Source organism: Pedobacter sp. PF22-3 (assembly GCF_026239555.1).
GTDB lineage: Bacteria > Bacteroidota > Bacteroidia > Sphingobacteriales > Sphingobacteriaceae > Pedobacter.
Genome location: NZ_JAPIVP010000018.1, coordinates 30,875 through 53,996 on the forward strand (window position 1 = coordinate 30,875; position 23,122 = coordinate 53,996).

Annotated in this window: 19 protein-coding genes; 12 read left to right on the forward strand and 7 right to left on the reverse strand. The window is 38.6% G+C overall.

Going from position 1 to position 23,122, the window contains the following annotated elements:
- Positions 1–1,110, reverse strand: coding sequence for a lactonase family protein (locus OQX63_RS19405; protein WP_265852469.1), 1,110 nt, complete (start codon positions 1,108–1,110; stop codon positions 1–3).
- A gap of 271 nt (positions 1,111–1,381) precedes the next feature.
- Positions 1,382–2,950, reverse strand: coding sequence for a pseudouridine synthase (locus OQX63_RS19410; RefSeq protein WP_265852470.1), 1,569 nt, complete (start codon positions 2,948–2,950; stop codon positions 1,382–1,384).
- A gap of 263 nt (positions 2,951–3,213) precedes the next feature.
- Here OQX63_RS19410 and OQX63_RS19415 point away from each other — a divergent pair, with 263 nt between their 5' ends.
- The 7 genes from OQX63_RS19415 to OQX63_RS19445 all read left to right on the forward strand — a co-directional run bounded on the left by OQX63_RS19415 (position 3,214) and on the right by OQX63_RS19445 (position 12,699).
- Positions 3,214–3,996 (forward strand): lytic transglycosylase domain-containing protein, encoded by a 783-nt coding sequence (locus OQX63_RS19415; protein WP_265852471.1) that lies wholly within the window; start codon positions 3,214–3,216, stop codon positions 3,994–3,996.
- A 412-nt stretch (positions 3,997–4,408) separates the two neighbouring features.
- Positions 4,409–5,449 carry a ferredoxin--NADP reductase gene (locus tag OQX63_RS19420; RefSeq protein ID WP_265852472.1) on the forward strand — a complete coding sequence of 347 codons (1,041 nt, stop codon included), beginning with the start codon at positions 4,409–4,411 and terminating at the stop codon, positions 5,447–5,449.
- A 281-nt stretch (positions 5,450–5,730) separates the two neighbouring features.
- Positions 5,731–6,012 (forward strand): hypothetical protein, encoded by a 282-nt coding sequence (locus OQX63_RS19425; RefSeq protein WP_265852473.1) that lies wholly within the window; start codon positions 5,731–5,733, stop codon positions 6,010–6,012.
- 239 nt (positions 6,013–6,251) lie between these two features.
- Positions 6,252–7,211, forward strand: a complete 960-nt coding sequence (locus tag OQX63_RS19430; protein WP_265852474.1) for a hypothetical protein — start codon at positions 6,252–6,254, stop codon at positions 7,209–7,211.
- Positions 7,212–7,323: 112 nt separating this feature from the next.
- Positions 7,324–10,239, forward strand: a complete 2,916-nt coding sequence (uvrA, locus tag OQX63_RS19435; protein ID WP_265852475.1) for an excinuclease ABC subunit UvrA — start codon at positions 7,324–7,326, stop codon at positions 10,237–10,239.
- Positions 10,240–10,501: 262 nt separating this feature from the next.
- Positions 10,502–11,269, forward strand: coding sequence for a TatD family hydrolase (locus OQX63_RS19440; RefSeq protein WP_265852476.1), 768 nt, complete (start codon positions 10,502–10,504; stop codon positions 11,267–11,269).
- Positions 11,270–11,679: 410 nt separating this feature from the next.
- Complete coding sequence (locus OQX63_RS19445; RefSeq protein WP_265852477.1) at positions 11,680–12,699, forward strand: asparaginase; 1,020 nt, start codon at positions 11,680–11,682, stop codon at positions 12,697–12,699.
- 150 nt (positions 12,700–12,849) lie between these two features.
- Here the strand turns inward: OQX63_RS19445 and OQX63_RS19450 are convergent, their stop codons facing one another.
- Positions 12,850–12,996: a hypothetical protein gene (locus tag OQX63_RS19450; protein WP_265852478.1), complete on the reverse strand. Its 147-nt coding sequence runs from the start codon at positions 12,994–12,996 to the stop codon at positions 12,850–12,852.
- A 217-nt stretch (positions 12,997–13,213) separates the two neighbouring features.
- On the opposite strand from OQX63_RS19450, the gene OQX63_RS19455 reads away from it, so the two are divergent.
- Positions 13,214–14,626 carry an MBL fold metallo-hydrolase gene (locus OQX63_RS19455; protein WP_265852479.1) on the forward strand — a complete coding sequence of 471 codons (1,413 nt, stop codon included), beginning with the start codon at positions 13,214–13,216 and terminating at the stop codon, positions 14,624–14,626.
- Between the two features lie 155 nt (positions 14,627–14,781).
- On the forward strand, positions 14,782–15,747 hold the full coding sequence (locus OQX63_RS19460; RefSeq protein ID WP_265852480.1) for a YpdA family putative bacillithiol disulfide reductase: 966 nt from the start codon (positions 14,782–14,784) through the stop codon (positions 15,745–15,747).
- A 143-nt stretch (positions 15,748–15,890) separates the two neighbouring features.
- On the opposite strand, the gene OQX63_RS19465 is transcribed toward OQX63_RS19460, so the two are convergent.
- From OQX63_RS19465 to OQX63_RS19475, 3 genes are all read right to left on the reverse strand, one after another.
- The gene (locus OQX63_RS19465) at positions 15,891–16,535 is read right to left on the reverse strand and encodes a hypothetical protein (protein ID WP_265852481.1); all 645 of its coding nucleotides are present in this window, start codon (positions 16,533–16,535) and stop codon (positions 15,891–15,893) included.
- Between the two features lie 75 nt (positions 16,536–16,610).
- Positions 16,611–17,108, reverse strand: a complete 498-nt coding sequence (locus OQX63_RS19470; protein ID WP_265852482.1) for a hypothetical protein — start codon at positions 17,106–17,108, stop codon at positions 16,611–16,613.
- Positions 17,109–17,344: 236 nt separating this feature from the next.
- The gene (locus tag OQX63_RS19475) at positions 17,345–18,337 is read right to left on the reverse strand and encodes an alpha/beta hydrolase (RefSeq protein ID WP_265852483.1); all 993 of its coding nucleotides are present in this window, start codon (positions 18,335–18,337) and stop codon (positions 17,345–17,347) included.
- Between the two features lie 289 nt (positions 18,338–18,626).
- On the opposite strand from OQX63_RS19475, the gene OQX63_RS19480 reads away from it, so the two are divergent.
- The 3 genes from OQX63_RS19480 (at position 18,627) to OQX63_RS19490 (ending at position 22,400) form a co-directional block, all read left to right on the forward strand.
- Positions 18,627–19,598: a polyprenyl synthetase family protein gene (locus OQX63_RS19480; RefSeq protein WP_265852484.1), complete on the forward strand. Its 972-nt coding sequence runs from the start codon at positions 18,627–18,629 to the stop codon at positions 19,596–19,598.
- Positions 19,598–20,653: a TerC/Alx family metal homeostasis membrane protein gene (locus tag OQX63_RS19485; RefSeq protein ID WP_265852485.1), complete on the forward strand. Its 1,056-nt coding sequence runs from the start codon at positions 19,598–19,600 to the stop codon at positions 20,651–20,653. The genes OQX63_RS19480 and OQX63_RS19485 overlap by 1 nt, the downstream gene beginning before the upstream one ends.
- A gap of 298 nt (positions 20,654–20,951) precedes the next feature.
- Positions 20,952–22,400 carry a M20/M25/M40 family metallo-hydrolase gene (locus OQX63_RS19490; protein WP_265852486.1) on the forward strand — a complete coding sequence of 483 codons (1,449 nt, stop codon included), beginning with the start codon at positions 20,952–20,954 and terminating at the stop codon, positions 22,398–22,400.
- A 178-nt stretch (positions 22,401–22,578) separates the two neighbouring features.
- On the opposite strand, the gene OQX63_RS19495 is transcribed toward OQX63_RS19490, so the two are convergent.
- Positions 22,579–23,007, reverse strand: a complete 429-nt coding sequence (locus OQX63_RS19495; RefSeq protein ID WP_265852487.1) for a CBS domain-containing protein — start codon at positions 23,005–23,007, stop codon at positions 22,579–22,581.
- Positions 23,008–23,122: the final 115 nt, after the last annotated feature.

Sequence of the window (23,122 nt, forward strand, 5' to 3'; positions counted from 1 at the left end):
TTAATTAAAAACTAAACATACCGGGGCGCCAACATCAATTCTTTTACCGCTATCTTTTAATTTGCCTGTGGTTTTATTCCGGTTAAAAATAACAATGTTATTGGTGTACTGATGTCCGATCAATAAGAATTTTCCGGTCGGATCAATCGTAAAGTTTCTTGGTCCTTTTCCCAGGGTACTTACCGTTTCAATAAATTTCAATTTTCCGGTAGGTAAAATAGAGAATGCAGAAATGCTATTGGCATCTCCACGGTTGGTTTCGTATAAGAATTTTCCATCTGTCGAAACATGGATATCTGCCCCGTCAACCTTGCCTGTAAAATCTGTCGGCGTAGTGCCGATCTCCTGAATTTTGGTTAAATTTCCATCTGAATACGCAAAAACAGTTATGCTGCCGTTAAATTCGTGCGCTAAGTAGGCAAATTTTCCATTTGGACTAAAAGTAATGTGTCTTGGACCAGTACCTGCATTGGTTTTTATAACCGATTTTACGGTTAATATTTTTTCTTTCGAAGTTGGATTATATTTGTAAATATAAGTTTGATCTTCGCCCAGGTCGTTAACAATTAAGTATTGATAATCTGGTGTAAATTTTGTCATGTGTACATGAGCGCTTTCTTGTCTACCTTTCGGATCGATGCTTTTTCCGGTATGTTTGATTACCTGCAAGGCTTCTGTTAAAGACCCATCAGCTTTTCGTGAAAATACCGCTAAGCTACCACCACTATAATTGGCTACAATTACATTTTTTGCATCAGCGGTAATAAAACAAGGATCGGCACCATGACTGTCAACCTTATTTAAAAAAGTTAAATCTCCTGTTTTGGCATCATATTTAAATGCGCTTACTGTACTGGTAACTCCGGTTTCGTTAACCGCATAAACGAATTGGTTATCTGGTGAAATAGCAGCATAACTAGGATTTGCAGTGTTTTTTGTAATGCTTTTTATCTTCGTAACAGCTGTTAAAGTATTAAAGTCGTAAGTGTAAATTCCTTTACTTTTTCCTGGTGCAGTATAAGTGCCTACAATGAGATTGTAGTTGGTTTTTTGAGCGAAACTAAGGGTCGATAGCATAGAAAGTATAAGCAATGAACTGAATTTTTTCATGAAACGATGATGTTGATTTTAACAAATATAAATAAAGTTGGCCACGGAGGCATAGAAAACAAGGAAGATGTTTCTTAGTTCTCGTCCTCGTTTGTAACGAGGATGAGTGAGAGATGCATTTTTAATGCATGTTCATTGCTGGACGATACAATCGTCTTTCTCCTGCATCCTCGTTAAAAACGAGGACGATGGAGGCTCTGCTTTCTCTGTGCACTTTGTGGTAAAAAATAGCAATACCAAAAAAGGCAGCCAATCGGCTGCCTCTTATATCTTATTTTATTAAATGTTTAATCTGGATCAATTCATGTTCTTCAAGATAGCGCCATCTTCCTCGAGGTAAGTCTTTCTTGGTTAAATTGCCATAAACTACACGATCTAATTTTTCTACATTATAACCTAAGTGTTCAAAAATACGGCGAACAATCCTGTTTTTACCGCTATGGATCTGAATACCGATTTCTTTTTTGGTTCCACCTGCAACATAAGAAATATTGTCGGGTTTAATCAAGCCATCTTCAAGCTCTAAACCAAAAGCAATTTTATTTAAATCGCCTTGTGATAAAGCTTTATCCAATTCAACGTTGTAGATTTTAGTGATACCGTTTTTAGGATGTGATAATTTATCAGCTAAATCACCATCATTTGTCATTAACAATAAACCTGTGGTATTGCGATCTAAGCGACCAACCGGGTAAATGCGTTCACGACTTGCTTTGTCAACCAATTGCATTACTGTACGGCGTTCCTGAGGATCGTCGGTAGTTGTGATATAATCTTTTGGTTTATTCAATAAAACGTAAACTTTTTTCTCGCGTTTTAATAATTCTCCATTATAGCGAACCAAATCCTTTGCGGGGTCTACCTTGTGTCCCAGTTCGGTAATGGCTTCGCCGTTTACGGTAATAATACCGGCAATGATCAGTTCGTCGGCTTTACGACGAGAGCAGATGCCTGCATTTGAAATATATCTGTTTAGGCGAATTAAGCCTTTATCTTCGTTTGTTTTACGGCCCTGGGCAATAACAGTGCGCTCTGGGCGGTTAAATTCTGTATCTCTTGGCTGTGTCTCCTCACGTTTTCTGAACGGACGGCTATCGCCTTCCCTGGGCTCTCTAGGCTTTACATCTCTTGAGCTTCCAGCACTTGGCTTGAAATCATCAGATTTGCCTCTTGATTTGTAATCTTTGTAACCACCTTCTCTCGGTTTAAAATCTCTCGATCCGCCATCTTTCGATTTGAAATCACGGTCACCCGTTCTTGGTTTGTAATCTCTCGATCCGCCTTCTCTGGGTTTAAAGTCGCGGTCGCCAGTTCTCGGTTTAAAATCTCGCGAATCTCCATCCTTAGATTTGAAATCACGCTCTCCTGTTCTTGGCTTATAATCTCTTGCACCACCATCTCTTGTTTTAAAATCCCTGTCTCCTGTTCTTGGTTTGTAGTCTCTTGATCCTCCATCTCTCGATTTGAAGTCACGGTCGCCAGTTCTTGGTTTGTAATCTCTTGATTTAGCGCCACGATCTTCTGAGCTTGAATCTTTAGATTTAAATTCGCGATCTCCGAATTTGAAACTCTGCGGTTCTGCATCTTTTGATTTAAAGTCACGTCCGCCTGATCTTGGTTTGAAATCTTTTTTGTCTCCGAAAGATTTTGATTTGAAATCTTTACTATCTGTGCTTCTGGGTCTGAAGCCATCCTTCGAATCGGATGATTTTTTGAATTTGCTGTCTTTGTCGTCTGACCTTCTTCTGTCAGATCCGGCCGAACTGCTTCTGCCTTCTGTTTTCCGACTGCCTGATTTGGACTTGTCATCCCGACTGTTCCTGTTGTTTTTATTTATCATGATACGCTTTTAACGCATTAAAAATGCGGGCTGCAAATTTATGAAAAAATGGTGAGTATAACAATTATCTGAGCGGAAAAAGTAGATAAAAAAATAGCCTCTAATATAGGGAAAATTGTCTGAAAATCAAAATCTAAAATCCTTGTTTAAAGCACTTTTAAGGCTGTTTTTTGCGCTTATTTCTGTAACTATTTGATAGTGTGGTTATTATTTTTTACCTTTGCCAGCGTTTTTATATAAGTTTCACCAAAAAAAGGAGGAGAATGTTAAAGAAACACATCGTACCATTTTCAGTAGTGGCAACACTATTTATCTTGGCTAAAGTGTTCACTTACCAAATGCCCTTAGCAAAAAAAAGTCTTTTTAAGGAAGAAAAATTAAGCTCTACAATAACAAAAACTGATAGCATAAAAGTTGAAGACGTTGTGAAACCTCTTTCTTTAATGGCCCAGTTAAATTTCGCGGATGAAACCCTGCCTTTGGGCGATAAAAGGGTGGAAAGAAAAATGAAAAAAATTTTAGCCGCACACAGTTACAAGAACACACACACTAATCTTTTGCACCAGAAAGCAGCAAAATGGTTTCCGGTTATCGAGCCAATACTTGCCGCTTACGGTATCCCGAACGATTTTAAGTATTTGGCTTTAGTCGAATCTGGAATGACTGAGGGAACTTCACCTAAAGGTGCAGCCGGAATCTGGCAGTTTATGCCGGGTACTGCCCGTAATTATGGATTAAAAGTGAACGGGGATGTTGATGAGCGCTATAATTTGCGTAAATCTACTATTGCAGCCTGCAAATACATCAGGGAGATGTATAAAGGTTTAGAAAGCTGGACATTAGTGGCTGCGGCCTACAATGTTGGCGACGGGCGCTTACGCAAGCAGATCAATAATCAAAATCAGGACAATTACTACAAAATGAGGCTTAACCGCGAAACTGGTGGCTATGTTTATAAAGTAATTTCTATGAAACAGATCATGGAGCACCCGAAACGTTACGGTTACAAAAAACCGCGAGTATTATTGGCCTATAACGGCGGATAATATAATTAAGATAAAGACAAGCATTTGGTAAGGCGTCCCGGTTTTTAATCGGGACGCTTTTTATTTAAGGTGATTACATGGATTTATGGGATTACACCGATTCGTTTTGCATCATGCTAACCAATGAACTTTTTTGCCACGGAAGCACGGATTAACACAGAAAATCTTACTTCGTTACGCCATCCTGAATTTATTTCAGGATCCTTAACGAGAGGGAAATCAATATCTAAATATAGGAAATAACACATATTGGATAGGCCCTAGGGCAAGTTTCGGACGACGATCGCGTGTGGCGGCGAATTAGATAGTATTCAATTGACCATTTTAAGCGGCTAATCAATTAACTAACAAATGATCATTGAATTTACGCCAACCGCTTTTCGCTTTACGCTCAAAACGCTTTCTTTGCATTATGTTCAAACTGCGCATCAATAAAATAATCAATCAACCTGGCGATAATATAACTTTTCAGTTTGAAGAGGTGGATGAATACCCGGCATATTTGGCGGGACAGTTTTTATCACTGGTTTTTCAGGGAAAAAATAAAGAGGTAAGGAGATCTTATTCTTTCAACAGTTCGCCAGATGTAAATGAACCTTTGGCAATTACCGTGAAACGCGTGGAGAATGGAGAAATTTCGAGGTTTTTGCACCATAAAACCTCGGTAAATGATATTCTTTTGGCGCAAGAGCCACAAGGCTTGTTCAGTTATATTCCGGATGAAAATCTGGAACGTGATCTTTTTCTTTTTGCTGCAGGCGTTGGGATTACGCCATTATTCTCGATTTTAAAAACGGCATTGGTGCGTGAGCAAAAATCGTTGATCACATTAGTATATAGTAACAGATCGAAAGAAGAAACTTTGTTTTACGATGAACTGATCGAATGGCAACAGCAATACCCAGATAGGTTAAAAATTGTCTGGATTTTTAGCAACAGTAAAAACTTAATGACGGCCAGGCTGAACAAGTTCTATATCGATAAATTAATTAAAGAACATTTACATTTCGACAGGGATAGTGCATTGTTTTATAGCTGCGGACCAATAATTTACATGGATTTATGCCGGATTACCTTATTGGGCATGGGTTTCGATATTAAACAGATCAAAAGAGAGACTTTTGTGCTGCCTGAAGATGAGGTTGATGAGGACGATAGTTCTGAAAAAATCGTTGACAAAAATACCTATTCAGTTGTATTAAATTTTAAAGGTGAAACATATCATCTTGATGTGCCCTGGCCAAAGCGGATTTTAGATGTAGCCCTAGAAAATAAAATTAAACTTCCTTATAGTTGCCGTGGCGGTGTATGCAGCACCTGCGTGGCCAATTGTACCAGGGGCGGGGTAAGGATGGATTACAACGAAGTGCTTACGGATGATGAATTGGAAAGGGGTAGAGTGCTGGTTTGTACGGGCCACCCCACAGAGAATGGAACGACTATAGAGTGGTAGGTTAGTTCAATCGTTAATTGGTCATTGCTTCAATTGTTCACAGGGTTAACGTGGCGTTCATAAGCATCATCGTCATCTCGAGCGGAGAGTAACGGAGCCGAGAGATCTTTGGATGTTTAATATATCTAAAATCTTGGTTAATAGTCATTCTCGTTGTATAAATGAAGAAGGCTAATTGATATAAAGAAAATTAACTTAGAATGAATTCCTGCCTTATGGTTTCCCGTAGAGTTTTGTTGTTAAGAAAGAATATTTTCGAGCTTATCAATTAAAACTATAAAATGGCAAATTTTAAAAAGAGTGATTTGAAGCTTCAGTATTCTTGGACGGCTTCTGCAGAAAGCGACAACGCTAAAATTACAGGCTTCCCCGATAATGTACTTCTTGATAGACATGAAGGGTATGAAGTCCTTCCTTTTCTTAATAGGTATATGGGTGAAAAGGGGTGGACAGGTCAAGCTACTCTACATAAGTTAGAGGATGCATTGCGCGACAAACTTCCGGGAACAACTCGAAGTCATGCGAATATTAAGAAGTGGTTAAATGATAATTTTAATCTATAACTAATTCAGTGAAAATTAAAATATATGTCGGGCAACTAGTCCGACATTTTTTTTAGCTCGTTAATGTGTCTTGAGATTATAAGCTAATCATTGCATATAACTAACTGCTTTATGCAATTATTTCGTTTTTAATGTTTATTAGCAAAAGAAAGATAAATTTATCTTAATCAATTAAGATTTTTAAAAACCATTTCTCTAAAAATACAAAACCGTTGGCTCATTATCGGCGTTTATCTGGTATGACAAAAACTTTTTTTACGCTTATCATCTGCCTCATTTGTTTACAATCCTTTGCTCAGGATTCAATAGTGGTAAAAAGAGAGTTTGCCAACAAAGAATATATTCATCTGTACAAAGAAAATGCTGATTTAGCTTATACAGCACCGGGTGGAGAATTGGGTGCGCCTTCAAAATACGTAATCAACGGACGGCTTACCACTACATATATGCTTTTGGGCAGTTATAAATCGCCAATTGCCTTTGCTATTATTCCTGATTTTACGGTACGTGTGCGGACCGAATTTTCTGCTGCTGTACGGACGCCGAGTTACCGTTTGGGGGGAGCGCTTTATGCCAGGTTAAATCCCGATCCCGAACATTATAAATATGCTGAACTGGCTTTTACACATCATTCAAATGGTCAGGACCAGAGTGCGTTTAATCCCGATGGTACAATTAATACCCGTACAGGAAATTTTAACGCAAATTATTTAACACTTTCTTACCGTTTTGGAGATTTTACAGCAATTAATGCCGATGAAAGCTATTATTCCTTCAATCATCGGCTTGGTTTGCAATGGTACAAATTTTTCAGGTACGAGCCAGCGCTTAATGAAGGTTTTGGATTTACAAGAGTGCTTTACGGTTTCTCCTGGCGCAGGTATGATGAAATCGAAAAAAACGCCAGGAATAAACAGAAAGTTAAAAGCGAAAAAGAAACCTGGCGTTTAAATACAGAGTTATCTTATGCCGTAAATAAAATTCCATCCAAAAATTTTGCGAATATCCAGAAGAGACTTAATGCTGAAATCAACTTTAATTACAGTTTTCCGTTTATGAATAATGTGTTTTTGATGGCTGCTGTAGGCTATTATGGCGAAGATAATTACAATATCTACTTTCAGGATCATTATGGTTATGTGCGCTTTGGCTTATCATCTGGTTTCCTTAGAAATAGAAGCCGACATTATGACAATTAATAGGTAATACAGATTGGTTTTGACTTTCTTTTTGATAAAATTTTTAGCATTTTTGCGGATTGAAATCTGGTCTTTTTTAAGCCCAGGTTTTGGCCCCAACTTTAAATAAAATATGAGCAATAAATCTATCGACCTCGGCGAGCAAAAAGATGTAGAAGTATATGGTGCGAGGGTACATAATTTAAAGAATATAGACGTTAGCTTTCCGCGCAACGAACTTGTAGTGATTACGGGTTTAAGTGGCAGCGGTAAATCTTCGTTGGCTTTTGATACCATTTACGCCGAAGGTCAACGCCGTTATATGGAAACTTTCAGCGCCTATAGCCGTCAGTTTATGGGCGGTATGGAGCGCCCAGATGTAGACAAAGTTTCGGGTTTAAGTCCGGTTATTGCCATTGAGCAAAAAACCACCAGTAAAAATCCACGTTCCACCGTGGGTACCATTACCGAAATTTACGATTTTATGCGTTTGCTCTATGCACGTGTGGCTGATGCCTATTCGTACAATACCGGTGAGAAAATGGAACGCATGAGCGAAGACCAAATTCTGCAAAATATCTTTAATAAATTCGATGGTTTGGCCGTAAATATCCTTGCTCCGGTGGTTAAGGGAAGAAAAGGACATTACCGCGAACTTTTTGAGCAGATCCGTAAACAGGGTTATGTAAAAGTGCGTGTAGATGGAGAAATTAAGGATATTACCGCTAAAATGCAGGTAGATCGTTATAAAATCCACGATATTGAAGTGGTGATCGATCGCCTGATTATTGATGTAAAAGATAAAAAACGTCTGCTCGATTCCTTGCAAATCGCCATGAAAATGGGTAAAGGGGTAATTAAAATCAGCGATAAGGATAATAATGTAGCACATTTTAGTAAGTTTTTGATGTGCCCAACCACGGGTATTTCTTACGATGAGCCTCAGCCAAACAGTTTTTCGTTCAACTCACCTTACGGGGCTTGCGAACGTTGTGACGGTTTGGGTTATATTTTTGTGGTGGATAAAGATTCGGTTATCCCAAATCCAAAACTGAGTATTTTAAATGGTGGCTTGGCTCCTTTGGGCGAATACCGCGATATCTGGATGTTCCAGGTGTTAAAAGCCTTGGCCAAAAAATACAGTTTCTCGCTTTCTACGCCAATTGAAAAATTAAGCGACGAAGTCATCAATATCATTTTAAATGGTTCACCTGATTTAATTAAAGTTGAGGTAGAATACAATAAATGGAATGTTCAGAATTATAACATCACTTTCGATGGGATAATTAAAATGCTTGAAGAGCAGAACGAAAAAAGAAGCGAATCTGCAGCTGACGATATGGACGAATTCAGGAAACTGAAAACCTGTCCGGAGTGCCATGGTGCCCGCTTGAAAAAAGAAAGTTTGCATTTTAAGGTTGACGGTAAAAATATTTTTGAACTTTCATCGATGGATATCAACAACCTTCATCAATGGTTTGAAAAGGTTGATGAACGTTTATCTGATCGTCAGAATATTATTGCCAAAGAAATTTTAAAGGAAATTAAAGCCAGGATCGGCTTTTTGACTGATGTAGGTTTAACTTATTTAACTTTAGATCGTACTGCGCGCACACTTTCAGGTGGTGAAGCTCAGCGTATCCGTTTGGCTACGCAGATCGGTTCGCAGTTGATGAACGTCATGTACATTCTCGATGAGCCAAGTATCGGTTTGCACCAGCGCGATAATGAACGTTTGATCAATGCCTTGAAAAATCTCCGTGATTTAGGAAATACCGTTTTGGTTGTAGAGCATGATAAAGACATGATTCTGGAAGCGGATTGGGTAATTGATGTAGGTCCGGGAGCTGGTATCCATGGCGGAACAGTGGTTGCAGAAGGAACAGCCGCACAGATCCTGAAATCAAATACCTTAACTGCCGATTATCTAAACGGTAAAAGGAGCATTGAAACACCAAAAGTGCGCAGAAAAGGCAACGGACATAAATTGTCGCTACTAAAAGCTACCGGACATAATTTAAAAGAGGTTTCTGTAGATTTTCCTTTGGGTAAATTTATTGCTGTAACCGGTGTTTCTGGCAGCGGGAAATCGAGTTTAATTACTGAAACTTTATACCCGATTTTAAACCATCATTTCTTCAGGGCCAAAAAAACACCTTTGCCTTATGAAAAAATCAATGGATTAAAAGAAATTGATAAGGTAATTGAGATTGATCAGGCTCCGATTGGGAGAACGCCACGTTCAAATCCTTCTACCTATACCGGGGTTTTCTCCGATATCAGGAATTTGTTTGTGCAGTTGCCCGAAGCAAAAATCCGTGGTTATAAACCCGGCCGTTTTTCTTTCAACGTTAAAGGTGGCCGTTGCGAAACCTGTCAGGGTGCGGGTTTAAAGGTAATCGAAATGAACTTTTTACCTGATGTGCAAGTACCCTGCGAAGAATGTGGCGGAAGAAGATACAACAGGGAAACTTTAGAAGTTCGTTTCCGTGGAAAATCGATCAGTGATGTGTTGGATATGAGTATCGAAGATGCCTGCACTTTTTTCGAAAATATTCCGATCATCTATAGAAAGATTAAAACCTTAAAAGACGTTGGTTTAGGTTATATCACTTTGGGCCAATCGTCGGTTACTTTATCAGGAGGGGAGGCACAGCGTGTAAAACTGGCCACAGAACTTTCTAAAAAAGATACCGGAAAGACCTTTTATATTTTAGATGAGCCTACAACTGGTCTTCACTTTGAAGATATAAACGTGCTTTTAGGTGTATTGCAAGAACTTGTTGATAAAGGAAATACGATTTTGGTAATCGAGCATAACTTAGACGTAGTTAAAGTTGCCGATTGGGTAATTGATTTAGGAGAAGAAGGCGGTGCTGGCGGCGGAAGGATTTTGTTTGAAGGTACACCAGAAGGTTTAATCCAGAACCCAATCAGCCTAACCGGAAAATTTTTGAAAAAGGAAATGGAATGGAGTCCGCAGTCGGAAGTCGGAAGTCCGGAGCCCAAAGTTAAAGCTCCGAAAAAAAGCAAAGCTGAAAAGAGATAGGCTGCGGAGAATCGTCATTCCCAACTTGATTGGGAATCTTAATGCAAGCGCTTTAAGATTCCCGCCTGCGCGGGAATGACGATTAATCTAATGGAATCTGTTAATGGTAGCCTGTCGGAGAACCTGCTTAAAACTTGGCATAAAGTGTTTCGACAGGCTCAACATAACATATTCAAACTTAAATTAATTTTGAAAATACACTTAACGAACTTCTAACCCATCATCCATTTTACATCATACATCATACATCATACATCAAAACATGATCTTTACCGATACCCATACCCATTTATATTACGAGCAGGATGCCGAAAAACAGGCGCAGTTAATGCAGCGTTGTTTCGAAAGCGATGTAAACCGTTTGTTTTTGCCCAATGTTGACGTGAAGTCAATTGCAATGATTGATGACCTGATGGCGAAATATCCAGCAAATTGTTTTGCCATGGCAGGTTTACATCCCTGTGATGTAAAAGAAGATTACCTGGCACTGTTGGATGTAATATATAATAGTATTGCTGGGCGTAAAATTTATGCCATTGGCGAAATTGGGATTGATTTGTACTGGGATAAAACCACTTTGGAGATTCAGCAGAGTGCTTTCCGGAAACAGATTGCCTGGGCAAAAGCATTAGGATTGCCAATTGTGATCCATTGCAGAGAAGCTTTTGATGAAGTTTTTGAAGTATTGGAAAGTGAAAGAGATGAAAAATTGCGGGGTATATTCCATTGTTTCACCGGGAATTTGGCTCAGGCAAAACAGGCTATTGATCTCAATTTTTACTTAGGCATTGGTGGTGTGGTTACATATAAAAAAGCAGGTTTGGATCTGGTATTGGCAGATATTCCTTTAAACAACCTGGTTTTAGAAACCGATTCGCCTTATCTTGCTCCAGTTCCTTTCCGTGGTAAACCAAACGAAAGCAGTTACCTGGTTTATATCGCACAAAAACTGGCTGATATTTATGGCGTTTCTATCGAAGAAATTGCAGATGTAACTACAGAGAATTCAAAAAAGATTTTTGGCGTTTAATCAATTCGTCATTGCTGTAAGGGTTTTTCAGCCGACGAAGCAATTATTCAGTGGGTTTAGCCATAGCGTCATTTCAAGTGGAGTGCAACGCAGTCTAGAACCCGCAGGCTCAGTGAACTCATCTGTCCGTAGAGTTCCGAAGGACTCTACGGATTCTGAATGGAACAGAGTCTCTGACTCGTTGTAGTTGTTGCGTTTTCGGAAAATTTTATCGCTAGTCCATAGAGACGCTGTGCTTAACGCTACGGACTGTATGCTAATAATTATTAATTATATAATTATTTTAATTTTAAATTATCTAATTGATAATTTTTTTGAAAAATATAGCCTTTTATTGCTAATTTAAAAATATCGCCCGATCATTTGTAAATTTTTAGTTTCTTTGCGCTGAGCAACCTTCACAAAACCAAATGACCAAAATACTTATAATTTATACCGGTGGTACCATCGGTATGGTTAACGATCCTACGAATGGAATGTTAATTCCGTTTGATTTCGAGCAGATAAAAGAAAACGTTCCTGAATTAAGTCGTTTAGATTACGATTTAGATGTACATTCCTTCAATCCGGTTTTGGATTCATCAAATATGGATCCCGAAATATGGAAAACACTGGCAGAACTCGTTTACAACAAATATGATCAGTATGATGGTTTTGTGATTCTGCACGGATCGGATACCATGGCTTTCACCGCTTCGGCATTAAGTTTTATGCTAGAAAACCTCGATAAACCTGTTGTTTTAACCGGATCGCAGCTCCCAATCGGCGAAATCAGGACCGATGCGAAAGAGAATCTTATTACCGCTTTAGAGATTGCAGCGACCAAAGAAGATGGTAAGGCACTTTTTCCTGAGGTTTGCATTTATTTTGATGCACAATTATTCAGGGGCAACCGATCTATAAAATACAATAGTGAAAAATTTGAGGCTTTCCGGTCACCAAATTATCCAATATTGGCGGAGGCCGGAGTACATTTACAGTTTTACAGAAATTATATTTTAAAGGCTACTGGCGGCGAGCTAAAATTGCATACCAATTTTAATGCTAACATTGGTGTACTTAAATTGTATCCTGGAATTACGCCACAAGCCGTTCAGGCCATTACCGATTCTAAGGTAGATGCCATCATTTTAGAAACTTTTGGCTCAGGTAACACTTCTACTGCACAATGGTTTTTAGATAGTTTGCGGCAGGCCATTTTAAGCGGAAAAATCATTATTGATATCTCTCAGTGTAAAAAAGGATCGGTACAACTTGGCCGCTACGAAACCAGTAGGGAATTGTTAAAAATGGGCATTGTAAGTGGTTACGATTTAACTTTCGAAGCTACGGTAACCAAACTGATGTTCGTAATGGGTTTGGGTTTATCCGTAGAAGAAAGCCGTAAATTGATGGATGAATCGTTACGGGGAGAGCTAACAAAGGATTAATGTTTCCAGCGTTTATAATATTTTTTTTAAGGAAATGAGCAGTTCCGCTCTTTTGGAGGTTTTCAGTCCCGCTCACGCTTCTGCCGATGAAGAATCGGCATCTCGCTTCGATCGGGTTTAGAGACAAAGGATAAGTACAATTGGCTAAACCTAGCAAAGTGCAGTATTTGGCGTGATGTAAGGAACAGGCCTTTTGGTTATAAACCTGACAGTAGCGGCAGCTCCCGATTTTTTTATCGGGACTAAAGCGAATGGCAGGGCTTCACTGGCCAAGAACAACAAAACGTTCGTTTTCAAATAAAAAGGATTAAGATTTAGCATTACTAAATTTAATATCTAGATAAGCTGTATCATGCACTACAATAAGTAAAACTTCTGCAATTATGACCAACATCATTTCGGTTATCAGTATTTAGCCCTATTTTTGTTGTAATAGATCCGTCATGCTGAACTTGTTTCAGCATCTTTTTGGTAAGACCCTGAAATAAATTCAGGGTGACGTTGCGAAGAAAACATGAAAATAGAACAGATATATACAGGTTGCCTGGCAGAAGCCGCTTATTACATCGAGAGTGATGGCGAAGCTGCAATTATTGATCCTTTAAGGGAAGTTGCGACTTATTTAAAGAAGGCAGAAAAAGCAGGTGCCACCATTAAATATATTTTCGAAACGCATTTTCATGCCGATTTTGTTTCTGGTCACGTAGATTTAGCCGAAAAATCAGGTGCAGAAATTATTTACGGACCAACTGCCAAAACTGAATTTAAAGCGCATATTGCCAAAGATGGTGAGCAATTTAAAATCGGTAAGCTCACCATAACGGCACTACACACGCCTGGACACACCTTAGAATCGACCACTTATTTATTGACCGATGAAAACGGTAAAGGCCATTGCATTTTTAGTGGCGATACTTTATTTATTGGTGATGTTGGTCGTCCGGATTTAGCACAGAAGGGTAATTTAACCATGGATGATTTAGCCGGAATGCTTTACGATTCGTTAAACGAAAAGATAAAGCCTTTAGCTGATGATGTAATTGTTTATCCTGCTCACGGCGCTGGTTCTGCCTGTGGTAAAAGTATGAGTAAAGAAACTTTCGATACCTTAGGGCATCAGAAACAGGTTAATTATGCTTTAAAGGCTGAAACAAAAGAACAGTTTATTGCCGAAGTAACCGATGGCATTATGCCTCCACCACAATATTTTGCTAAAAATGCGGCTATTAATAAAGGTGGAGTAGAAAGTATTGATGACGTTTACGAAAAAGGACTAAATGCCTTAACGCCTCAACAATTCGAGGATTTGGCGAATCAAACAGGTGCCATTATGCTCGATACCCGCGATCCGCAGGTTTTTGCAAAAGGTTTTATCCCTAATTCAATCAATATTGGTCTTAACGGACAGTTTGCGCCATGGGTTGGCGCTTTGATTACTGATTTGCAACAACCTATTTTACTAATTACCGACCAGGGGAAAGAAGAAGAAACAATTACCCGTTTAACCCGTGTGGGTTATGACAATACCATTGGTTATCTGGATGGAAGCTTCGAAAGATGGACAGATGCCGGAAAAGAAATTGATACCATTGAAACGATTTCTGCTGAAGCTTTTGAGGAGGCGGCATCAAATGATGAAATTACAGCGCTTGATGTGCGTAAACCAGGCGAGTACGAATCAGAACATTTAGAATTTACACTTAGCCGTCCTTTGGATTTTATTAACGAATGGACTGGTGAGATCAATCCGAAAGCTACTTATTATATCCACTGTGCAGGCGGTTACCGCTCCATGATTGCGGCTTCTATTTTAAAATCGCGTGGAGTAGAAAATGTAATTGATGTAGCCGGCGGTTATGGTGCAATAAAAAATACCGGTTTAAAAAGAACAGATTTCGCCTGCCCAAGTAAAGCAATGAAAGTATAATTGGTATAAAAAAGGCTGACTAAGCTTTAACCATTTAAGAGATTTAAGAAAATATAAGCTTATATGCCCTTACATTTCTTATATGTCAGCATAAAACGGTAAATACCCTTTATTTTATATCGTTTTATGCCTTAAAAATTTTAATAAATAGTCAATTGGCAAATCAAAATCATTACGACGTATTAATTATAGGTGCTGGCCCGATAGGGATGGCTTGTGCAATTGAAGCCCAAAAAGCAAACCTTAGCTATGTAATTATAGAAAAAGGTGCTTTGGTAAACAGTTTGTTCAATTATCCTGTATTTATGACTTTTTTTTCTACTTCACAGAAATTGGAGATAGGGGGTGTGCCTTTTGTAACCATCAGCCCAAAGCCTAACCGCAACGAAGCCGTAGAATATTATCGCCGTGTGGCCGAAAAATTCGATTTAAATATCCATCTTTTCGAAAGGGTACAGCAGGTGGTTAAAAACGATCATAATGTTTTCGAAATTAATACTAGTAAAACCAATTATACGGCTGCTAATGTGATTGTGGCTACAGGATTTTATGACGTGCCTTTATTGATGAACGTTCCGGGTGAGGATTTACCCAAGGTAACACATTATTATAAAGATCCGCATTTATATGCCTTTCAAAATGTAGTAGTGGTTGGTGCGAATAATTCGGGTGTGGATGCTGCTTTAGAAACTTACCGCAAAGGTGCCAATGTTACCATGGTGGTAAGGAGCGGTGAACTTGGTCCGCATGTTAAATATTGGGTTCGCCCGGATATACAGAACAGGATTAAGGAAGGTGAAGTTACCGCCCTTTTCGATTCGGAATTGGTTGAAATCCGGGATGGTGAAGTGGACATCAAAACACCTGAAGGAATAAAAACCATTCCGAATGATTTTGTAATTGCCATGACGGGTTATCAGCCAGATTTTTCGATGTTAAGAAAATTCGGTATCGACCTGCCTGAAAGCCTTTGTCCGGCCTACAACGAAGAGACTATGGAAACCAACGTTAAGGGTTTATACCTGGCTGGTGTAGTTTGCGGTGGATTGGATACGCACAAACTGTTTATTGAAAACTCAAGGGTACATGCCAAAATGATTGTGAAGAATATTTTGGGTTAGTGTCTTACGAAGTTTAAACAGGGGATTATCGATCGAATACTTGCATAAGTAGGTAACCTATTTTCCTGGCGCAATCGTCATGCTGAACTTGTTTCAGCATCTATTTGGAAGTAAATAATTGATCTAATTCTGCAGTTACTCGATTACTGTTCTAAATATTTTTGCAACTCATATTTGTCTCCAGCATATACCTCCATCAATTTTTGAACATTTTGAAATATTTTTTTTGCTGGTTCTTCATGATCATGGATTAATCTGAATACATTTCCCCTTTTGTTAACGGCAATATAATTTCCATCCTCCATATCTATAATAGTATAATAATATTTTTCGTCCAACTCAATCTCAATAGTATTTTCAGTTTCTAATAAGTTTTTTTGTTCATCACTAATATTAGAAAGGATTGTTTTTAGTTTTATTTCATCAGTATTTTTAAGGATGAAATCCTCTTTATGTAAGTTGTTAATCCTCAGATGTGATAATTCATAATCACTTCTTAATGTTTTGTTAAGTGGCAGGGAAATATTTTGAATGAGATTATTTGAAACTGTTAATTTTATTGGGATATAAGTTCCTGTATGTTTGTCTAACACTTCAACCCCGGTTAAAAAGAAATGTTGTTTGTGTTTTGTTCTATTTCGCTCATAGTACAAATTATCTGTGCTTTGATGTAAAATATATATTGTTTTATCTGCTAGCTGCCCTGCTGTACTGAAAGTCCAATGCAGATAATTTTCTGCCATCTCAGGAAAAGCATTTGCTAATAATAAAACAATATTCTCTTCCATTTTTTGTGTATCTTTCTTTAAGCGACTTGTATTAATGAAGTTAAATATCATTTTATTTTTTGTTAAAATTATCAGTTACCTCTTCGATTTGCCCCATTTATAAGCTACGGATAACATCATGATCACCACTGCGATCTGCAATATAAGCACAGCTTTAGACACGATTGTCAAAATGATAAAGTTTTGTTTTATCTGTTCTAGTTCGGGCTGTACAGACAATGGTGGATAAACCGTCCAGCCGTTATGTTGATATGGGTTAAAGAAAGGTAAGAGCTGTACAACCAACGATGCAAACAGGATTAAAATAAAGCCTAAAAAGAAAATAAATGAGCGTTGAATTTTTCTGGAAAATGAATATTTAAATTCTTTAAAATAGTAAACGAGAAGGGAAATAATAATGAAAAAGGAGATCAATAAATGCTGCTTTTTAATCACAAAATAGGTGTCATGAAGATTGATGTCAATTGAATTACTAAAAATAGCTTTTCCAAAAAAGATTAGTCCGATAATTATGGTAAATGCAATACAGCCTGTAAGCCATAAAGTTTCTTGTAATATTGGTTTGATTTTCATGATGAGAAAGATTTAGATAAGCTTTTTGTACAGTTGTATTGATTAGGACGATCGTCATCTCGACTGAAGTGCAGCGAAATGGAGCGATCTATTTATACAGATTTAGCTTCTCTGAGCACTTTATGGTTCTCGACTGCGTTTCACTCCGCTTGAAACAATGACCTCATGCGATTGCCCATCTCCATTTAATATTTTTGGATTAAAAATTGATCTCTCAGCAGTACCTTTCTATTAAATCAATAAACAGGAACCTTCAGCGTACTCTCCAAAAAACTTTCAATAGCTATTTCCACACCCGGTAAATCTTTCGAAGTAATATACGATCCCATTACATGATTACCTGCATTGGGTATAGCTACCTTTCTCTTTAAATTATTCGGCGTACCCAGTTCATCGAACATTTTCAACATGGCATCTACCCGAACTACAGGGTCCTGCTCTAGTTCGTTTTTATAATAATAAAGGAGTAAAACAGGTTGCTTTACCTTTTGGAACGTTCTTTTTACCATAGTGCTTTCAATAAACTCTTCCAGTTCTACTAATGATTCGAGCCGGTAATTGGTGTACCAGTATTTTTTGTATTCGTCAGTACGGTCGTCTACCTTACGTTCATCCCCACCTACTACTTTACGGGCAATCTGTAAGCCCCAGGGATTATTCAAAAGCCAGGCATTTTTATCGTTAATGGCCACATTTGGCGACATTAAAATCAAACTGTTAATTTCTGGATAGGTTGCCGCTAATTTTAAAGCCACTGTGCCGCCGGTAGAGGTACCCACTAAAATTACTTTTTTGCCCAGTTTTTTGCCGATGGCATAAGCCTGTTTACTGGTTTCCCAAAGACGGTCGGCTGTAAAATATTGCATGGGTGCCAGGGTATCGATACCATGATCGGCCAGACGGGCAAGGTATAAATTGGCATGCAATGATTTAGCTAAATTTAAGTGTACCGGGTTGCCTTCTGTTTTTGATGCCGAAAAACCATGTAAATACACAATGGCATATTCGGTCTGTTGGTGGAGGCTATCGGCCCATACAATTTCAGCTTCGTTGCCGGGTTTTATTTTATGCATGGATTCGATACTGGCTACATAGCTGTCCAGGTCTTCCAGATCGGGTACTTTGGTCAGCTCCTCACTAAATATTGGTTTTTTAGGTTTTGGTCCTAACAAATAACCAGCAATAATGAATGCCGAAAGGCCAATAATTACTTTGTAGCGTTTTTTCATGCCATTAAATATTGGTTTAAATGTAAAATTTGAATTTAAATAAAGCTAATTTTTAGGGAATTAATTATTACTTTGAGGGGTCTTTTCACCTGCACTGCCCCATCATGTTAAACCTGATAGCGCCAAATAGCCCACAGCCCGAAGCATGAGGGCGAGGACTATGGGCAATAGCAGGAGCAAAGATGTTAACGATTGCTATCCTTTGCTTTTCAAATCCTTAATAATAAGATTGCAGATTACCTTTTTATGGGAAATTAGCTTAAGTTTGCAATCAAAATTTTTCGACTTAATGCCGGGAATCGAACAGATAAAAACACCTATAGCTGCTGATATTAAAGCGTTTGAAAAGACCTTTAAAGAATCTATGCATAGCGACGCACCGTTGCTGGATAGGATTACCCATTATATTGTAAAGCAAAAAGGCAAACAGATGCGACCGATGTTCGTATTTTTTGCAGCTAAACTATGCGGCGGAATTACAGAATCAACCCACCGTGGGGCGGCATTGGTTGAGCTTTTGCATACGGCCACTTTGGTACATGATGATGTTGTAGACAATGCTTATGAACGCCGTGGCTTTTTTTCTATCAACGCTTTATGGAAAAATAAAATAGCCGTTTTGGTTGGCGATTACCTGCTGGCCAAGGGATTACTGCTTTCGGTAAACAATAACGAGCACCGTTTGTTACAGATTGTATCAGAAGCGGTAAAACAGATGAGTGAGGGTGAGTTGTTGCAGGTGGAAAAGGTACGGAGAATGGACATTTCGGAAGACTTATATTTTGATGTGATCCGCCAGAAAACAGCTTCTTTAATTGCTTCCTGTTGTGCTGCGGGTGCGGCTTCAGCAGGTGCTGATGATGCCATGATAGAAAAAATGCGCCTCTTTGGGGAAAAAGTGGGGATTGCTTTTCAGATTAAAGACGATACCTTCGATTTTGGAACCGATGACGTAGGCAAGCCTTTGGGTATTGATATTAAAGAAAAGAAAGTAACCCTGCCTTTAATTTATGCCTTAAATAAAGCGGAGAAAACAGAACGTAAAAAAATGATCAACCTGGTAAAAAACCATCAGGACGATCCGGTTAAAATACAACAGATTATCGATTTTGTAAATGCGCATGAGGGCGTTTATTATGCAAACCAGAAAATGTTGGATTATCAAAATGAAGCATTTGAAATTCTGCATAGCTTTGATGCAGGCGAAGCCAGGACAGGTTTAGAACAGCTTGTACTGTATACCACTGAACGTAAAAAATAATGGGTAACGAATTACTTTTCAGCTTAGGCTTTTTGCTTTTTATTATACTTATTCTCGCTTTAGACCTTGGTCTTTTTAGCAGGAAAGAACATGTGGTGAGCTTAAAACAAGCCGGGATCATGAGTGTGATTATGGTGGCGCTGGCGATAGGATTTTATTTTATCCTGCTGGTTGAGGGGCATCAGTTGCACGGAATAAGGGATTTTGCCCACCTGCAAGAGATTGTAACGCTGCACCAGCACCATATCAAATTAATTCCTAATGATTTTGATGCCAGTTTAGCGGTTTACAAACAAAACCTCGGACTCGAATTTTTAACGGGCTACGTTATTGAGTATGCACTTTCGGTAGATAACATCTTTGTAATTGTACTTATTTTCTCCGCATTTGCTGTTGAGGAAAAATATTATCACCGCGTATTGTTCTGGGGGATATTGGGCGCCATTATTATGCGTTTCATTTTCATTTTTGTTGGAGCGGCGCTGATTACCAAATTTGCATGGATCCTTTATGTTTTTGGTGCTTTCCTGGTGTTTACTGGCGTGAAGATGTTTTTCAGCAAGGAGGAAGATGATAAAATTGATCCCGAAAACCACCCTGTAGTAAAATGGGCCTCAAAAATATTTTCTATTCATCCAAAGTATGAGGGTAAAAATTTCTTTGTTAAAATAAACCATAAAAGAATGGTTACACCATTGTTTTTGGTGTTGTTGATTGTCGAATTTACCGATCTGTTATTTGCAGTCGATTCTATTCCTGCTATTTTTGCCGTAACTAAAGATCCTTATATTGTATTTTTCTCTAATATTTTTGCCATCATGGGCTTGCGGTCTATGTTCTTTTTACTGGTAAATATTATTCATAAATTCCATTATCTAAAAACGGGTTTAGCTTTTTTACTAGCTTTTATCGGAGTAAAAATGTTAGGGCATACTTATTTGGAGAAATGGGGTTTCACCACGGAGCATTCACTGATTGTGATTTTAAGCATCTTAGTGATCAGTATTGTGGCTTCGTTGGTTTTCCCGAAGAAAAAGGCACATGTAAAACCTTAGTTTTATAGTTTTGTCATTCTGAGCGCAGCGAAAATTTTCTTGCGATAAGCGAGAAGATTCGTCATTGCGAGAAGGCTTTTCAGCCGACGAAGCAATCTTTATAGCAAGGATCACTACATGAAAGATTGCTTCGTCGTTCCTCCTCGCAATGACGATTTTTCTATAAGAATCTATCAATGGTCGCAGATGCTTCGTGCCTCAGCATGACAGCACGGTGTAGGTTACTAAAGCAAAATAAACGTTACAGCTGGCAATCTCTATCTAAAATTTGTACTTTCAGCAGATATAACTAAACCTAATGAAATACCTTTTCTCTACCGCCCTTCTTTGCACTACTTTGTTTGCCAATGCACAAGATAAATTTGGAGATGTTTTTGCCAAAATTAATGCTGACGTACAGCAGAACTCAAGCGCTTATCAAACCCTAAAATATGAAACCGAAACCATCGGTCACCGTTTAACGGGTTCTGCAAATGGCGCAAAAGCGGAACAGTACGCCTTCGATTTATTAAAATCTTACGGTTGTGAAGTGAAATTTCAGCCTTTTGAAGTAGAAAGCTGGGCCAGAAAAACTGTCAATGTAGAAATTGGTAACGATAAAAACAACCTCACCAAAATGAAAGCCGTTACGTTGGCACATTCGCCAGTGAGTGCGGATATTACAGGTGAAATTGTAGATGCTGGTAATGGATTGGAAACAGATTATCAGGCCAGTCCTGAAAAATTTAAAGGTAAAATTGCACTGATTTATCTGGGTGTGCTGCCTGGCTCTGCGGCAGGAACGAAATCATTACACCGCTCAGAAAAAACTGCTATTGCCACGAAATATGGTGCCATTGGTGTAATTATCATCAATACAGTAAAAGATGGCGTGCTTTTAACAGGAACCGCTTCGGTAACGGGAAAATTGATCCCAATACCTGCAGTTTGTATCGGTTTGGAATATGGAATGGCTTTAAAAGAGAAGATTAAATCGCAACCACAGACAGCGCATATCGCCATGACGAATTTTTCGGGTTTGATCAAAGCCCGCAATGTAGTGGCCAGCTTTAAAGGAACAGAATGGCCTAAGGATAAAATTGTTGTTGGCGGACATTTGGATAGCTGGGATTTGGCAACTGGTGCTATCGACAATGGAATAGGCTCTTTCGCGATCATAGATATGGCACGGACGTTTAAAAAACTGAATTTAAAAACCAAACGGACAGTAGAATTTGTATTATTTATGGGCGAAGAGCAAGGTTTGCTGGGTTCTAAAGCTTATATCGACCAGGCTAAAAAAGACGGAACCTTAAACCAGGTGAAGTTTATGCTGAACTACGATATGACAAACGATCCGAAAGGCTTCTCTACCTCACGCGCTGAAATGAAAGATTTGTTTACGACTTGGGGAGCTGATATCGTTAAGATAGATACCGGTTTTAAAAACCTGTTTAATGCTGGTGCGGGTTTACACAGCGATCATCAGCCGTTTATGTTAGCGGGTATTCCTACTGGTGGTGGTTTCGGAGGTAAATTGCCAAATAATTCCGGCCCCTTTTACCATTCTGATGGCGATAGCTTTAAACTGGTTGATGAGCAGGAACTTAAAAATACGGTACGCTACAGTGCCATGTTAACTTATGCATTAGCCAATACACCGAAAATCCCGGTAGGTGTTCAGGATGAAGAGGAGTTGAGGGCTTTCTTAGAATCGCAGAACCTAAAGGAGCCTTTGAGTATTGCCGGCGAGTGGAGATGGAAGTAACCTATGGTTTGATTTCTTGCTTTTTCCCCTGCGGGGTTGATTACACAGATATTGGTGTTACACCGACTTTATATAGTTAATCCGCTTAACGTAATTCGTCATTTCGACCGTAGTGGAGAAATCTATTTGATTAGTTCTTAAATAGCTAATTCAATATAGATGAAAATTGGAGCATCAATTACCCGCTAATGTAGCTTTCCAATTGCGAAATGGTCTGTTTTTGATCGGCAATAATAAATTTTACCACATCGCCGATGGATACCATTCCTTTTACTTCGTCGTTTTCTACAACTGGTAAATGACGGATGTGTTTATCGGTCATCAGTTCCATGCAGTGATCAATACTGTCGCTCAATTTGACGGTAATCGGGTTAGCGGTCATGGCTTCTTTAATCAGGGTATCTTTTGATGATTTCCCTTGCAGGATGATCTTACGGGCATAATCGCGTTCAGTGAAAATGCCACGAAGCTTTCCGTATTCCATCACCAATACGGCACTGATGTTTTTTTCTGTCATTACTTTTAAGGCATCCAGAACAGAAATATTTTCTGACACGGAGATAATGAAGACCTGTTTGGTGTCCAGTAAATGTTTTACGCTTTTCATAATGGTTAATTGGTTATAACAATTTAAGAAATAATTAGCTGGATATCAAAGTTTTATTTTAAATCATGTTTAAGTGTTTATATCTAGCAGTTTCCTTATATGTTGAGAAAATTTG